This window comes from Acinetobacter sp. CIP 51.11, assembly GCF_000369665.1.
GTDB classification, from domain to species: domain Bacteria; phylum Pseudomonadota; class Gammaproteobacteria; order Pseudomonadales; family Moraxellaceae; genus Acinetobacter; species Acinetobacter lwoffii_S.
Genome location: NZ_KB850129.1, coordinates 1,396,644 through 1,410,275, shown reverse-complemented (window position 1 = coordinate 1,410,275; position 13,632 = coordinate 1,396,644). Strand labels below are relative to the sequence as shown.

Genomic DNA, 13,632 nt, shown 5'->3' with positions numbered 1-13,632 from the left:
ATTCCTCAAGATTTACAGAGAATCTTGAAATCATGCTATCTAAAACTATTCTGTATAGAACAAAGTGTCGTGATATTCGGCCATGGCGCGCAGCTCATCTTTATTCAAATTCAGAATAATTTTATCTGCTGCCATATTGATAGCCTTGATCACTGCAGATGCGCCAATATCTGCTGCCTTACGTTTGATCATGCCAAGATCCAGGGTTTTATTAAAGTCGACCATAAAATGTCGTACTGTCGCTTCACCAAATTGCTTGTACAAGTTACTGAACGCTTGTTTATCGATACTCTGACCGGCTTTAAGTTCCGCATAATGATGCTTTAAATTCGTCACCAGACTGGCATCCAGTGACTCACCAATGCGGAAATGTCCTTCAGGATCTTTAAACAGACTGCGCTCAGAGAATGCAATCGACTCTCTGACCACATCATTCGGCGCTTTACTCAAAAGCTGCTTCAGCAAAACCGCAACAGTCGACTTAATATAGCCAGCCAGTTTTTCCGCAGTATCGCGTTTATCACTGGCAGGGAAGCGACGCACTAGCTCGGTGAGAATCGCATCAATAATTTCATCATTAATCATCAATGCGGTTTTATCACGCAATGGGTAAAGCGGCTCACTTGAATTTTTGTTTTTTTGTGCAGTCTGAATTGTATTTAAAAGCTCTGCAGAAGGAATAAACCCAAAAAATGGCATTGTTCAACCTCAATGTTTTTTATTGTCGCGCTAAACGAATAGGGCGAGGCATCCATGTTAAATCCGATACACGGCAAGGGTTGATATCCAATCCACCACGGCGTGTATAGGTTGCGTAGACCATCAGCTTTTCCGGTTTCAGTTGTTGCCAGATATCGGCAAACATCTGCTCCACACATTGTTCGTGGAACCCATTATGCTGACGGTAGGAAATAATATAAGCTAAAATACTCTTATAACAAGGTTTTTTACCCTGATAACGTATAAAAACTGTTCCCCAGTCCGGCTGGCCAGTGACTGGACAGTTACTTCTGAGTAAATGTGAATACAGCTGGATTTCGCCTTCTGCTGCATCATCCGCATCCAAAGCCAATAAGCTGGCATCTGGATGATTTTCCAGGCGCTCAGGTGTCAGCTCATCAATACAGATACCTTCCGGCTTGCTGATTTCTAACTCATCAACCTGAAACAGTTGCAGTTTGACTTCAGCTTCAGCCGCAGCAGATAAATCTTTTTCTGCGGTCGCGATAAAGGCCTCTTTAGATGCAAACTTGGCAAAATTCAGGCTATTGAAATACAGCTTCAAGGATTTGGATTCAATCAGATTTGGCGAAGACGCTGGCAAGCTAATGCGGCCAATGGCGACTTGTGGTACACCGGCTGAATTTAACCAGGAAATTTCAAACACATGCCACCAGTCTGCACCTTGCTGAATCGCTTCGACATGTGCGTATTGTTCACGGGCAGGCGCGCGCGAAATCGGAAACAAAACATCAGGCTGATATTCTGTCGGGTAATTGGTGTCTTTACCAAGGAGAGATTGTTCTACACTCATTATTCACGCATTCCTGAACCACGGGAGAGTAAATGATAGGCCACTGCATACAGCACGGCACAACATAAAGTAATCACGGTCAGTGAAATGGCAACATTGACATCACTATGCCCTAAAATGCCATAGCGGAAAGCATTCACCATATACACGACAGGATTAATTAAAGATAAATTTTGCCAGAACGGACTTAAGCTCGAAATAGCATAAAACACACCACCTAAATAGGTCAGTGGTGTTAACACAAAAGTCGGGATAATCGAGATATCATCGAAAGATTTGGCATAAACGGCATTGATAAAACCACCCAAGGAAAACAGCAGGGAAGTAATCAAGACTGTATATATAGTTACGAACCAGTTGGTGATGTATAAATCGGCAAAAAATAAGCTTACTGCACTGACAATAATCGCAACCAATATCCCACGAATCACACCGCCCAATACATGACCCCATAAAATGGCATGCATCGGTACCGGACTCATGATCAGTTCTTCAATACTTTTCTGGAATTTTGAGCTGAAGAAGCTAGATGAAACGTTGGCATAGCTGTTGGTGATCACGGCCATCATAATCAGACCAGGCACAATGAACTCCATATAACTATAGCCGCCCATTTCTCCAATGCGTGAGCCGACCAGATTGCCGAAGATTACGAAGTACAAGCTCATGGTGATTGCAGGTGGCAACAGGGTCTGTGGCCAGATGCGCATAAAGCGACGCACTTCTTTATAGATAATGGTATATAAAGCTACGCTGAGTTGATTAATGTTCATTGCGCAGCTCCATCCAGATTTTTCTCGACCATTTTCACAAAAAGTTCTTCCAGACGATTAGATTTATTGCGCATACTGCGTACCTGAATATTCTGTGATTCCAGCAACTGGAACAGATCATTCATGGTATGTGCCTTGTCCATGGTGATTTCTAAAGTCATTGGATCGATCAGGTTAAAACGCACGCCGATGATATCCAGATGCAAAGGTTCAATCGGTTCGGCCAGATCAAAAATAAACGATTCTTCATTGAGCTGACTTAGGAAGCTTTTCATGGTGGTGTCTTCTTTAATCACACCGCGATCGATAATCGCAATGCGGCGACACAGCATTTCCGCTTCTTCTAGATAATGCGTGGTCAGAATGATAGAGGTGCCTTTTTCATTCATCTCGTTTAAAAATTCCCACATCGAACGACGCAACTCGATATCAACGCCTGCCGTCGGTTCATCCAGAATTAGCAGTTTCGGTTCGTGCATCATGGCGCGCGCAATCATCAGGCGACGTTTCATCCCGCCGGATAACATGCGGGCCTGAGTGGAGCGCTTTTCCCATAAACCCAGTTTGGTCAGATAAAGCTCCGCCCGTTCCTGTGCAATTTTTTTAGGAATGCCATAATAGCCTGCCTGAGTCACCAAAATATCAAAGGTTTTTTCAAACTGGGCAAAGTTGAATTCCTGAGGCACTACGCCTAGGCACTGTTTGGCCTGAGAGGGGTGGATATCCAGATTATGACCAAAAATTTCGACTGTACCGGAGGTTTTTTTTGTTAATGAGCTGATAATACCGATGGTAGTAGATTTTCCTGCGCCATTAGGACCCAATAGCGCATAAAATTCACCTTCTGGTACATTTAAGTTAATTCCTTTCAATGCCTGAAAGCCATTGCGATAGGTCTTTGACACATCCCTTAAGATCAGTGCATCAGTCATGAATATCTCAAATGGTGAAAAGTTGAGATATTGTGAGTGATCTCGCAAAATAAGCCAAGTGATTCACACGCAATTCTGTGTTGCTGTTTTGGAACATTGTATAAAGCTTAAGCATAAAAATGATGAAGTTAGAGATAGTTGCTTTACCTTATGCTTTTTTTTGTTATGATGTGCGCGATCCAAAAAAGATGCGCTCATAGCTCAACTGGATAGAGTACAGGTCTCCGAAGCCTGTGGCGTGGGTTCGAGTCCCGCTGAGCGCACCATTTATTTAATCTATAAATCTGAAAAATAAATCAAATTAGTAACGCACACAGTTACGGCCATCATCTTTCGCCCGATAAAGATTGTTATCGGCAATTTTCAAAACGTCTAGAATATTTTTAGAACTGTCTGGCCAAGAAGCAATACCAATCGAAATGCTGATGAAACCTATGTTGTGAATTTCTTTACATGCAATCTCTTTTCTGAACCTTTCTGCACTTTCATAAACTTCAGTAAGATTGCTGTTCGGTATAATAATGATAAATTCTTCACCGCCATAACGGCAGCAAATATCATCTTTACGAAATTTTTGCTGCATCGTCTTGGCAATATGCTTTAAGACAACATCACCTTGATCATGACCATAATTGTCATTCACGTTTTTAAAGTGATCCACATCCATCAGAAGTACTGAAAACGGGATGTTCATTTTCATGTTTTGAGTCATGACGTAATTTAAACCACGACGATTCATCAAGCCGGTTAAAGGATCCGTATTAATATGATGATCCATCTTGCTCATTTGTTGTGAAAATTTGCGAACACTGAGCAGTAGGGCTAACTTGAATTTTGTGACCTCATAGTACCAAGGCTGGATATTCTTAATTTTTGAACCGATTTCTGCCTGATTTAGCAGACTCGCCATATCTGCCAGTTGATTCAACGGGGCCGAGATAGAGTCAGACAGTCGCCATACAATATAAAAAACAAGCAGATAAAATAAAAAGAATCCTGCGGCTAATTTATAAAGGATAGAATTTGCCTGTTTAAGTAAATCATGGGTGGGTTGTTGGGAAACCACGATCCAGTTTGAAGTCGGAATATGAGAAAAACCCGCCAGATTATCAACGCCCTGGCTATTGATTAAACGAATTTGACCATTTTTATGCGCATGCATATATTCCAGACCAGTATTATTGCTGGCCAATTGACCGATTCTTTCACGATCGGGATGGAAAATAATTTTATTTTCATTGTTAATCACATACATATAACTATTCTTATAATTTTTATAAGTGGTTAGAAGCTGATTAATTACATTTTTTTCTTTTAAATAAATCGCTGAACCGATGAAGCCCTGATAGTGATTTGACTTGTCAAAAATAGGTTGAGAAATAAACACAATCATATTTTTTTGCACAGAAAAATAGGGCGAAGATATATAAGTCGATTTTTTATGAAGAGAGTCAATAATCCCTTGAGTATGTTGTATTTTGCTTTTATCAATATGCAGAATATTAGGGGAAAAGTTTATCAGTCTGCCTTGGGTGTCACTGATCACAACACTGTTATAGTGTTCAGACTGATATTTTAATTTATTGACCTCGGCTTCTCTTAGCTCATTGTTATTAAAGTCTTGACCTAATATCTTGGCACTATAGTCCAGCTCAAGAAGCATATTTCTAAAATGGTTGTCTGTGCTTAATGCAATTTTATGGGCGTGGTCAGCGTTTAAGGCAAGAGAGTTGTCGATTAACTGATTTTTTACGATCTGATAGCTAATAATGAGAGAAATAATAAAAAGGCTAGACACACTAAAAATAGCCAATAAAAGTATTAACTGCCTTAAATTGAGATCAAGGTGTTTCCTAAAATTATTAGCTGACATAAAAAATTAGATATATCTCGATGTATTTATGAGCATTGTATTGCATTTATATTCAATGTTTAAGGTTGATATAAAATTAAATTTCCATTAAATGGGAGTTTTTATTTCGATCAAATTTAGAATTTATAGATTGCTTGGCTGTAAATAGGGTGGATTTGAAAAGCTGAGTAAGGTTCTGAATATTTAACTATGCTGCAAATAAAAATAGGATATTTAACGTCCAGAAAATCAATTGAATAATTTTGATTTCCTCATGTAAGTAATTAAATACTCAGACAAAAATATGGTTAATTGATCTTGATGGGAGATTAAATTGTTGCCATTTTTTGAAAAATAATCATTTTAAAATTAGTCGTATAGATTCTATGACAGTAGTTTCTTTGAATATTGCGTCCTTTTCCGGAAGTATTTTTTTATAAAAAATCATATTCCAGTTTAAATTTTGAAGCGCTCATTAGAGGTTATGAGGGAAAGTGTTGAACCCGCTATGCAACAGGAAATCGTATTTTTAATAGGGTAGTTTTCTAGAAATCAATGAATTAAATAAAAATGATATGAATACAGAATTCTGCATACGACAAGCCAGAAATATTGTAATCTGCTTTAAAAAAATGACAATTGAAATCTTGTATAAGTCTTCTTTTAGAAGTGTAAAAGGGTATTGTCGGTTAAAAAAATACTGCTATATTGAACTCATGGTAGGTCGTAAAACCAATAAGACGCTACCGATAAGTTGGACGGATTAATGACAGTTAGTTGAGTTTGATGTTTATCACCAGACAATAAATCTAGCACTAGCCATCCAACACAGAGCTCGCAGAAATGCGAGCTTTTTTAATGTCTGCACAATTCATTAAGTTTAATATTCTTTTTCTTATAATCCATTCAGATAAAAAAGTTTACATTGCCAAATTCGCTAACATCTTGAAGATTAATCGCTTGGCTAATTATGGTATAAAAAAATGCAAATTGGATAATGAGAGAGGAAGGAAAAATGTCAAAGATGATTGATATCAAGGTGAAAGATCAATTTAGCCAAGTGACTGAAGCGAAAGCGATGCTGCGTTCCTTTGCAGAGCACAACATTCATCATGCAGCTGAGTTGGTCAAAAAAATTGAACATATTGTGGTGGATGGTGAAACGATTCTGCCGAGTATTGAGCTATTATTTGAAAGCCAAAAATCTTCAAATATTTATCGCGTTGTCGAATAATTTAATCAGTGAACTTCAGATAGGTAGAAAAAAATTGAACTTATTTATCCGAAATCACCGATTCAGCAGTTAAAAAACTCACCATTTAGGTGAGTTTTTTATACTCTGGTATTTGCCAGCTTGGATACTAATGTATGCAGCTATAATCAGAAGCTGATTCAATCTCTAAGAGAAGACAACGTGGTAGTGAGCCTTGATTGGCCGAAGAAATTCCCCATACCAATAAAAAAGTTCGCTAGAGTGAGCAAGTATTTAAATCTGTTTAAGCTGTACATCCACATCATATTTTTCAAATTCTTGCAAAATCTGCGCTAAAGTTTGCTGTGCGGTTGTATGCTCAGGGCTTAAAGAAATTTCCTGACGAGTCGTGCTATCAAAACATTCAATGGCCTGAATCAGCCAATGATGCTCAATGGGACTTTTTTGAATCAACACACGGCGCGGTTGCAAGCTGTCACTGATCTGGCGGGGAAGCACATAGGTAATCGCCAATTGCACAAATTGCAGTTCTTCAACCGGACTTAAAAAGGTGATCACCCAGTTGCCAACTTTACTCAGTTGCATGGGATTATCGAACGCATCGAATTCTAAATAATGTGACATATACATGATCCAATCGGATGTCTATGCTCACTATATGGCGGGATTGTAATTCTTTTTCTATCACGCTTAAGTCGGATATTTCGAGCTTTAAATTTCGCTTAAATATAAATATACCAAATAACCAATTAGTTATCTTAAATAATTAAAGCTGCCTCATTGTTAAACTCGCTTATTTAAGAGTTTAAAAGACTAAGATATTCTTATTCAGGCGCTTCATTTTACTGCAATTGATCTAAAGCAAAATTAATCTGCTTCAGAATGTGATTCAATTCTTGAGGAGCAATGCGACTTTCCTGAAGTGATGTGATCCATTGCATTTGACAAAGTTTCAAACTGCGCACATCCGGTGCCTGTAAAATATGGTGAATTTGCTGCTTGGCCATCAAGCCACAATATTTTTGTAAGCTTTCCATCATCATATATTTAAGATCTTCAAAAGACATGAGTTTGAGTTCAGGCAGCTTTTGTTCATGGCTTAAATCCATTTCAGCAGATGGAGTGCTCTGCAGTATTTTTATAGGCTCCATCTCGGGGTTGAGATCTTTCGTCATAGAGGTCGCTGCTATCGATGAGTCTAACGAACGGTGAATCTCGGAGTGTGCCAGGTCAACTTTTGTATCTGTTCTTGTATCAGCCTGCTTTTGCCTAATTGCGATATCGCCAGTTTCAGCTGGAACGATTAGATCCATGACATAAAGTTGCTCTAAGAGTTCGGCAGGAGCAAGCTGCTGCTTTAAGCCATCATTTAATAAGTTAAAATCCTGGCTACCGATCAGAACCAATAAGCGGCGTTGGCGTGCGGTCAGTGGAATGGAGCGATCCTGTAGCACCTCGATCCCACGTTGAGTTTTATAAAAATGCATCATGACTGAATAGATGGTTGCTTAAATTCAGCTAGAGCATAGTCTGGGAAAATTACATTAATATGAAGTATTTATTAAAATACAGAGGTTTATTTTGATAAAACTTATAATGTCGTGATCGCCGTATTTTCAAGTGCCTTGCGTAAATAAGGATCGAGTTCATCCTGTCGCAACAACCATTGCACATAGTCAGCAGGTAATTCTGCAATAGCGGTACCGCGATGTTTACCAAAATTAATCGTACGTGGAATTCGGGCATCTTCAGAAGCATCGAATAATTCCTGCATACTGTTGATTTTTAAATGATGCACAATATGCATCAAAATATTGGCAGTTAAAATAATATCCATATCGGCACGATGCGCTTTACGAATCATTTCACGCGCTCTTTCGCTGCCTTTGGTGATCATATAAATCAGTGCAGAAATATTGTGTGCTTCTGCATCTGGCCAGACCCGACGTGCTAAAGCCAGTGTACAAATCGCCTTGATTTTTGAAGTATCTACACCACATTTTTCGATGGCACGGACGTCATAATCAATATTATGGCCGATCATGTAGATGGTTTCATCAGGCAGGCGAAAGGTACTGTAATGCGGCTGACCTTCCAGATCCGATTCCAGAATATGATGCACGGCCATGGCAGCAAAAGAAATGGCTTCGTCACATGAGTAGAGCTGATCAAACAGGCGGCTTTTATCCAGACTGATTTTATGCTCTACAATTTCGACAGGCGCATAAGCAATTTCGATAGGTTGACCATTTAAAGTATGCGTTTCGGTATCAAGAATAATGGCCTGCATGTCGGAAATGTGCCTGAAAAAGAGAGGAGAGTAAAATCTAACATTATTATTTTGCAACTGACAATTGAATTGCTTTATTTCTGTATTAATTGCAGGCTTTTTAACGTATGACGACTATTTGTATAGTTCTGGAGAGGAGAAATTCTCTATTTTAAAGTTTGTTGATTTCATAATAAATCTAAACCGGTGCGAATTTAGCAAAAAAATAACGCATTCTTTTCTTGATATTGTTTAGATAAATTGGGAAATTACATGTGGTTTTATCGTTTGTTAAAGATAAAACCAGAAAAACTCATTAGAGATGATAATAAATAAGATAAGGATAAGATCGATGAAACGTCAAGTATTGACCTGTACTCTTCTCACATTAAGTGTGGCCTTAACTGCTTGTAACGATGATAGTGATAATGATCGTTTTTACGAGTCCAAACCTGCTCTTCCTGTAAATGATATAGACAATCCGGTGGTGGCAACCCCGGTGGCCTATACTGAAACGGATTTCGCCGGGATCGCTGACGAAAGTGTGATCATGACTTATAAGATGTTAGGGATTAATGGTAAAGAAACACAAGCGACTGCATTGGTGTTCACCCCTGAGGGAACACCACCAGCAAAGGGATGGCCGATCGTCGCATGGGCTCATGGCACGACTGGCGTTGCTGACCAATGTGCACCAAGTCGAAATGCACTGAATCCTTTTATCAGGAATATGATTGCTGGATTTCTTCAAGCGGGATATGTGGTCGTTGCACCCGATTATGAAGGTTTAGGTGAGCCTGGTGGAAAAGAGCTCCATCCTTTCCTGAATCTCAAGAGTGAAGCCTATTCGATTACCGATGCCGTTGTCGCTGCAAAAGATTATTTAGGGACAGATGCATCTAGTCAATGGATGGCTGTTGGGCATTCTCAAGGGGGACAGGCAGCTTTAGGTGCTGCACAATATGCAGCACGAGCTGCTCAAATGACTTATAAGGGGACAGTGGCTCTAGCACCTGCTTCTAATTTTAGCCTGATTTTGTCAGGTGGTGAGGCGCAAGCTGGACAAGAAACCGATCTGGGTAAAAAGATTGAAACTTTGGCGTCTTTAGATACGTTCACGGCATTGATTACTGCCGGTTTACGTAATCCAAACCCAAATCTGCAATATAGCCAGATTTTTAAAACACCGACTGACCAGATCGCCAAGAATGCGGAAACTGATTGCTATGATGTACTGGGTAATAAATTTGGTGCTGCAATGGGACAGTATGCTCAAAATAACGGAACTTTAGAAGGATATCCGCGTACTCAAACCAACTTCATGAGTATTCCGGTGGTGAAAAACTTCCTGGATAAAGATTCTCAGCCTTTACAGGTCAAAGTGTCTACGCCAGTGATTATTTATCAGGGTTCAGCAGATAGTACCGTTCCGAAAGCAGCAACAGATGTTTTGGTTGCACTCGCCAATCAGAAACAAACTTCAGTACGTTATATTACGGATGAGTCAAATGCGACTAAATGGGATCATGGTAGCGTCTATGCACTGAATATTCCTAATATTATTTCAGATGTAAAATCTCTAATGCCAATTCAATAACTTATTTTTATCTGAATGGCTCATGTTTTTTTAGATATGAGCCATTTTTATTGCAAACTGAATAAAGTTCATGATCGAAAATTTAAAACTTCATGCTACAATACACGCCAATCTTAGCACGGCTTAAAAGCCCTAAATCAATAGGACCTCGCTAATGTTTGCCAATATCTCTATCGCTGAATTTGATCCAGAATTAGCTCAAGCAATCTCGAATGAAGATGCTCGTCAAGAAGCTCATATTGAGCTAATCGCTTCTGAAAACTACTGCTCACCAGCAGTTATGGAAGCTCAAGGTTCAAAACTTACTAACAAATATGCGGAAGGCTACCCAGGTAAACGCTACTATGGCGGTTGCGAGTATGTAGACGTTATCGAACAATTGGCGATTGACCGTGCTAAAGAACTCTTTGGTGCTGATTATGCTAACGTTCAGCCACATGCTGGTTCACAAGCAAACTCAGCAGTTTACTTAGCGCTTCTGAACCCGGGCGATACAGTTCTGGGTATGAGCCTTGCTCACGGTGGTCACTTGACTCACGGTGCAAAAGTAAGCTTCTCTGGTAAAACATATAATGCGATTCAGTACGGTTTAAACCCTGAAACTGGCGAGATCGATTACGAAGAAGTTGAGCGTTTAGCGCTTGAGCATAAGCCACGCATGATCGTTGCTGGTTTCTCTGCATACAGCCAGATCGTTGACTGGCAGCGTTTCCGTGAAATCGCGGACAAAGTTGGCGCTTATCTGTTTGTTGATATGGCTCACGTTGCAGGTTTAGTTGCTGCTGGCGTTTACCCAAGCCCGGTACAAATTGCTGACGTTACGACGACGACGACTCACAAAACACTTCGTGGTCCACGTTCTGGTCTTATTCTTGCGAAAGCAAACGAAGAAATCGAGAAGAAACTTCAATCGGCTGTATTCCCAGGCAACCAGGGTGGTCCTTTGGTTCACGCAATTGCTGCAAAAGCAATCTGCTTTAAAGAAGCAATGGCACCTGAATACAAAGCTTACCAACAACAAGTTGTGGTAAATGCGAAAGCAATGGCTGAAGTATTGATCGCTCGTGGTTATGACGTAGTTTCTGGCGGTACTGAAAACCACTTGTTCTTGTTGTCTTTAATCAAACAAGACATTACAGGTAAAGAAGCTGATGCTTGGTTAGGTGCTGCTCACATTACTGTGAACAAAAACTCTGTACCAAACGATCCACGTTCTCCGTTCGTGACTTCAGGTATCCGTATCGGTACACCTGCAGTAACAACGCGTGGTTTTGGCGAAGCTGAAGTACGTGAACTTGCAGGCTGGATCGCTGATATCCTAGATGCTAAAGGCGATGAAGCTGTTATCAACGCGGTGAAAGAAAAAGTTGCAGCGGTATGTGCTAAATTCCCAGTTTATGCATAATTGCTTATAAACGGAAAGGAGCTCCCAACCGGGAGCTTTTTTTATAGCTGTAAAAATAACGATATAAAAGATGTTTGGACTTGATCGGACTTACATAGATCAATTTCCTTGCCGCAAGAGATTGAGTCATCAATAAAATCATATTGAGTTTTTCTCAATCTGGCTTAAAGTCTTTTATCAACTATTTGTATTTTTAAATGCTTTAAAAGAATGGATGCATTCGTTGCACGCTTTGCTTGAAATTATTTACAGGAATTATTTTCAGAACCTGACACTTTAAAAACTAATAGGTTATTGAGCTGAAGATCATAGTAGATGGAGCGCTTGAGTGAATCCCATGTTACTGTAAGGTGGTGCTGATATAAGCGCTGTGAATGACATCATTCTTTTTATTTAAATGTTATATGGATCGGTAGCATTTTTGAATATGGGTAAATCCTGTATTTAAAAATGCTGCTGGCGGTTGATTGATTAATTTTTGATTTATGCATTAAACAAGGTAATAAGGATGACTAAACCCAACATTATTTTATCTGAGCAAGATTTACATCGTCTGGAAACGATGCTGGAGAATCAGAGCAAGCTGAGCGAAACCATGATCCGCTTAGAGGATGAATTGGCACGTGCCGAAGTGGTCGAGCCGCAAGCGATCGCAAGCAATATCGTGACCATGCATTCCCGTGTGTTATTGACCATTGCACCTTCTACGGAAGCTGTTGAGGTGACACTAGTTTACCCACACGAATTTAAAGGTGAAAAGGGGCAGGTCAATGTCATCGCACCGATAGGTGCAGCCATTTTGGGCTTAGCAGAAGGTCAAACCATTGAATGGCCACAACCGGATGGTAATACCATGAAAGTGACCATTGAAAAAGTGCTGTTTCAGCCGGAGAGCGAAGGGGATTATCTTTAAGCCAGCGTTGGATCATCCTTGAAAGCCATAGCAATATGGCTTTTTTTGTATATGGATTTTAAGTAAAACCTGATGTTGTAAGCATTTAGATCAGATTGAATACATTTTAAAGTTCTAAATGCTTAAAGTTAAATAATTCTCAAAATGCAATGTAGTCATTTATCTCTGCAATTGAATCGTATTGCCAAAATCATAATTAAAATAAAGATAAAACATGGATTTAGTTAAAGTGATGTAACGAATTTCTGGATAAATATACACAACGCGGTCTGTTTTTTTGCTACATTCGAAGATGTTCTAGACTTCTTTGTTTCACTTTTTTAAAGGATATCGCCTCAACCATGTCGCGCTTTGAAGCTCTACCTGCCTTGACTGACATGATGCTTGATCGTGAGGAAATTCTGGCGATTAAGCGTAATGAGCTTGTGCCTGTACTGGATAATCAATATGGGCTGAATCATTATGCAGATGCTCTGATTCAGGCACAGTCCGTTCTACTGAATGGTGTAGATCCGCACTTGACCCAACAGTTAAGCCAGACCATTGAGCAATTGATTCATGCCTTGGCAGAATCTAAAAAATATCTGAAAAAACGTAAATTTAATGCTCTACAGAAATGGCTGGGCATCGATCTGGATTATGGCTCAAGTCAGGTGGAATATTATCAACGGCTGGACCGTTTGCTGGATCAGGCCGATCACTTAAGCCGTAAATTGCAGATTGAAATTCAGAAATCGCAGTCACGTTTTCAGCAGCTTTTGGGGTTGCGCGAACAGATGGCCAAGCACATTGTCGCAGCAGACGAGTTTCTGTCTGAATATCCGCTATTCGTCAAAAACCAGCATCCCTTGGATAATTTTTCAGAACGCCTCTCCAAGAAAATTAATACCTTACGTACCTTGCAAAGCAGTAATGACATCGCCATTACCCAGATGCAGCTTTCGCAGCAGCTTTCCTTTAGCCTGCTGGATCGCTTTAAGGAAGCACAGCAGGTCTTGATTCCGGCCTGGCAATATCATGTCAAACAAAGCCAGACGAAACACTCGACAAGTGATCTGGAAAAACTTGATAATAGCCGTGAGAGTCTGATTAAAACGTTAAAAAAATCCCTCGAGAAACCCTCGAAAACATAACAATATAAGGT

Annotated in this window: 13 protein-coding genes and 1 tRNA gene; 6 read left to right on the top strand and 8 right to left on the bottom strand. The window is 39.8% G+C overall.

Annotation, left to right across the window (positions count from 1 at the left end; all coding sequences use genetic code 11):
- Positions 1-45 precede the first annotated feature (45 nt).
- From F894_RS10445 to F894_RS10430, 4 genes are read right to left on the bottom strand one after another with little or no spacing between them, the layout of a single operon-like run.
- Positions 46-699, bottom strand: a complete 654-nt coding sequence (locus tag F894_RS10445) for a hypothetical protein (protein ID WP_005247485.1) — start codon at positions 697-699, stop codon at positions 46-48.
- 19 nt (positions 700-718) lie between these two features.
- Positions 719-1,534, bottom strand: a complete 816-nt coding sequence (queF, locus tag F894_RS10440; RefSeq protein ID WP_005247483.1) for an NADPH-dependent 7-cyano-7-deazaguanine reductase QueF — start codon at positions 1,532-1,534, stop codon at positions 719-721.
- Positions 1,534-2,307, bottom strand: a complete 774-nt coding sequence (locus tag F894_RS10435; protein WP_004279041.1) for an ABC transporter permease — start codon at positions 2,305-2,307, stop codon at positions 1,534-1,536. The genes queF and F894_RS10435 overlap by 1 nt, the downstream gene beginning before the upstream one ends.
- Positions 2,304-3,239, bottom strand: coding sequence for an ABC transporter ATP-binding protein (locus F894_RS10430; RefSeq protein ID WP_004279040.1), 936 nt, complete (start codon positions 3,237-3,239; stop codon positions 2,304-2,306). The genes F894_RS10435 and F894_RS10430 overlap by 4 nt, the downstream gene beginning before the upstream one ends.
- Before the next feature lie 190 nt (positions 3,240-3,429).
- Here F894_RS10430 and F894_RS10425 point away from each other — a divergent pair.
- Positions 3,430-3,505 (top strand) — tRNA-Arg (locus F894_RS10425).
- Positions 3,506-3,540: 35 nt separating this feature from the next.
- Here F894_RS10425 and F894_RS10420 read toward each other — a convergent pair.
- Positions 3,541-5,112, bottom strand: a complete 1,572-nt coding sequence (locus tag F894_RS10420) for a sensor domain-containing diguanylate cyclase (RefSeq protein WP_005247480.1) — start codon at positions 5,110-5,112, stop codon at positions 3,541-3,543.
- Between the two features lie 994 nt (positions 5,113-6,106).
- Here F894_RS10420 and F894_RS10410 point away from each other — a divergent pair.
- Positions 6,107-6,325: a hypothetical protein gene (locus tag F894_RS10410; RefSeq protein WP_005103627.1), complete on the top strand. Its 219-nt coding sequence runs from the start codon at positions 6,107-6,109 to the stop codon at positions 6,323-6,325.
- A 252-nt stretch (positions 6,326-6,577) separates the two neighbouring features.
- On the opposite strand, the gene F894_RS10405 is transcribed toward F894_RS10410, so the two are convergent.
- The 3 genes from F894_RS10405 to F894_RS10395 all read right to left on the bottom strand — a co-directional run bounded on the left by F894_RS10405 (position 6,578) and on the right by F894_RS10395 (position 8,594).
- Complete coding sequence (locus F894_RS10405; RefSeq protein ID WP_005247477.1) at positions 6,578-6,928, bottom strand: hypothetical protein; 351 nt, start codon at positions 6,926-6,928, stop codon at positions 6,578-6,580.
- Positions 6,929-7,146: 218 nt separating this feature from the next.
- Positions 7,147-7,794 (bottom strand): hypothetical protein, encoded by a 648-nt coding sequence (locus F894_RS10400; RefSeq protein ID WP_005247476.1) that lies wholly within the window; start codon positions 7,792-7,794, stop codon positions 7,147-7,149.
- A gap of 101 nt (positions 7,795-7,895) precedes the next feature.
- Complete coding sequence (locus F894_RS10395) at positions 7,896-8,594, bottom strand: DUF3820 family protein (RefSeq protein WP_005247474.1); 699 nt, start codon at positions 8,592-8,594, stop codon at positions 7,896-7,898.
- 331 nt (positions 8,595-8,925) lie between these two features.
- On the opposite strand from F894_RS10395, the gene F894_RS10390 reads away from it, so the two are divergent.
- From F894_RS10390 to F894_RS10375, 4 genes are all read left to right on the top strand, one after another.
- Positions 8,926-10,170 carry an alpha/beta hydrolase family protein gene (locus F894_RS10390; protein ID WP_005247471.1) on the top strand — a complete coding sequence of 415 codons (1,245 nt, stop codon included), beginning with the start codon at positions 8,926-8,928 and terminating at the stop codon, positions 10,168-10,170.
- Positions 10,171-10,324: 154 nt separating this feature from the next.
- The gene (glyA, locus tag F894_RS10385; RefSeq protein WP_004645593.1) at positions 10,325-11,575 is read left to right on the top strand and encodes a serine hydroxymethyltransferase; all 1,251 of its coding nucleotides are present in this window, start codon (positions 10,325-10,327) and stop codon (positions 11,573-11,575) included.
- Positions 11,576-12,083: 508 nt separating this feature from the next.
- Positions 12,084-12,488, top strand: a complete 405-nt coding sequence (gene rnk / locus F894_RS10380) for a nucleoside diphosphate kinase regulator (protein WP_004279022.1) — start codon at positions 12,084-12,086, stop codon at positions 12,486-12,488.
- Between the two features lie 341 nt (positions 12,489-12,829).
- Entirely contained in the window at positions 12,830-13,621 is a 792-nt protein-coding gene (locus F894_RS10375; RefSeq protein ID WP_004645592.1) for a hypothetical protein, read from the top strand.
- Positions 13,622-13,632 lie beyond the last annotated feature (11 nt).

Bases quoted from the DNA above. Each gene is read 5' to 3' on its own strand.
- F894_RS10445 (WP_005247485.1), bottom strand. From the start codon at position 699: ATGCCATTTTTTGGGTTTATTCCTTCTGCAGAGCTTTTAAATACAATT.
- queF (WP_005247483.1), bottom strand. From the start codon at position 1,534: ATGAGTGTAGAACAATCTCTCCTTGGTAAAGACACCAATTACCCGACA.
- F894_RS10435 (WP_004279041.1), bottom strand. From the start codon at position 2,307: ATGAACATTAATCAACTCAGCGTAGCTTTATATACCATTATCTATAAA.
- F894_RS10430 (WP_004279040.1), bottom strand. From the start codon at position 3,239: ATGACTGATGCACTGATCTTAAGGGATGTGTCAAAGACCTATCGCAAT.
- F894_RS10420 (WP_005247480.1), bottom strand. From the start codon at position 5,112: ATGTCAGCTAATAATTTTAGGAAACACCTTGATCTCAATTTAAGGCAG.
- F894_RS10410 (WP_005103627.1), top strand. From the start codon at position 6,107: ATGTCAAAGATGATTGATATCAAGGTGAAAGATCAATTTAGCCAAGTG.
- F894_RS10405 (WP_005247477.1), bottom strand. From the start codon at position 6,928: ATGTCACATTATTTAGAATTCGATGCGTTCGATAATCCCATGCAACTG.
- F894_RS10400 (WP_005247476.1), bottom strand. From the start codon at position 7,794: ATGATGCATTTTTATAAAACTCAACGTGGGATCGAGGTGCTACAGGAT.
- F894_RS10395 (WP_005247474.1), bottom strand. From the start codon at position 8,594: ATGCAGGCCATTATTCTTGATACCGAAACGCATACTTTAAATGGTCAA.
- F894_RS10390 (WP_005247471.1), top strand. From the start codon at position 8,926: ATGAAACGTCAAGTATTGACCTGTACTCTTCTCACATTAAGTGTGGCC.
- glyA (WP_004645593.1), top strand. From the start codon at position 10,325: ATGTTTGCCAATATCTCTATCGCTGAATTTGATCCAGAATTAGCTCAA.
- rnk (WP_004279022.1), top strand. From the start codon at position 12,084: ATGACTAAACCCAACATTATTTTATCTGAGCAAGATTTACATCGTCTG.
- F894_RS10375 (WP_004645592.1), top strand. From the start codon at position 12,830: ATGTCGCGCTTTGAAGCTCTACCTGCCTTGACTGACATGATGCTTGAT.